Source organism: Prescottella defluvii (assembly GCF_000738775.1).
GTDB lineage: Bacteria > Actinomycetota > Actinomycetes > Mycobacteriales > Mycobacteriaceae > Prescottella > Prescottella defluvii.
The window spans coordinates 1-478 of the sequence record NZ_JPOC01000140.1 but is presented as its reverse complement, the minus strand read 5'-3'; the positions used below and the strand labels follow the sequence as shown (position 1 = coordinate 478).

General features: G+C 71.3%; 1 protein-coding gene. It reads left to right on the top strand.

The window, feature by feature from the left end; all coding sequences use genetic code 11:
- Positions 1 to 478, top strand: a 478-nt coding sequence (locus tag IJ15_RS0124075; protein ID WP_156112217.1) for a helix-turn-helix domain-containing protein, incomplete at both ends; no start/stop codon positions are given.

Sequence of the window (478 nt, the reverse complement as noted above, 5' to 3'; positions counted from 1 at the left end):
TCGTCGCCGAGAACCGTTCCAGTCAGGCGCCGTACATCGTCGAATCGATGCTCCCGCGGCGCGACGGGCAGTTCGTCGAGGAGGTGGGTCGCTGGCTGGTCGATCATCTCGCGGACCCGTACGACCTGCCCCGTCTCGCGGCGGCATTTCACGTCAGTACCCGAACGATGTTGCGACGGTTCGGCGCCGAGGCGGGCGAATCGCCGCTGTCGTTCCTGCGACGCGCGCGGGTCCGCGCCGCCAAGCGCCTGCTGGAGACGACGGACCGGCCGTTGGAGGAGATCGTGCATCTGGTCGGCTATCGCGATACCGGCACGTTCCGTCGGCTGTTCGCCGACCAGGTGGGGACGACCGCCGCCGACTACCGTCGCCGGTTCCGGGCCGGCGGATCCGCACCCGCGGCGAGGCGGCGACGACGCCCCGAAAGGTGGCGGTCCCGCCACTCGCCCCACGGGCGGTGGCGCGGACGATGTCGTCG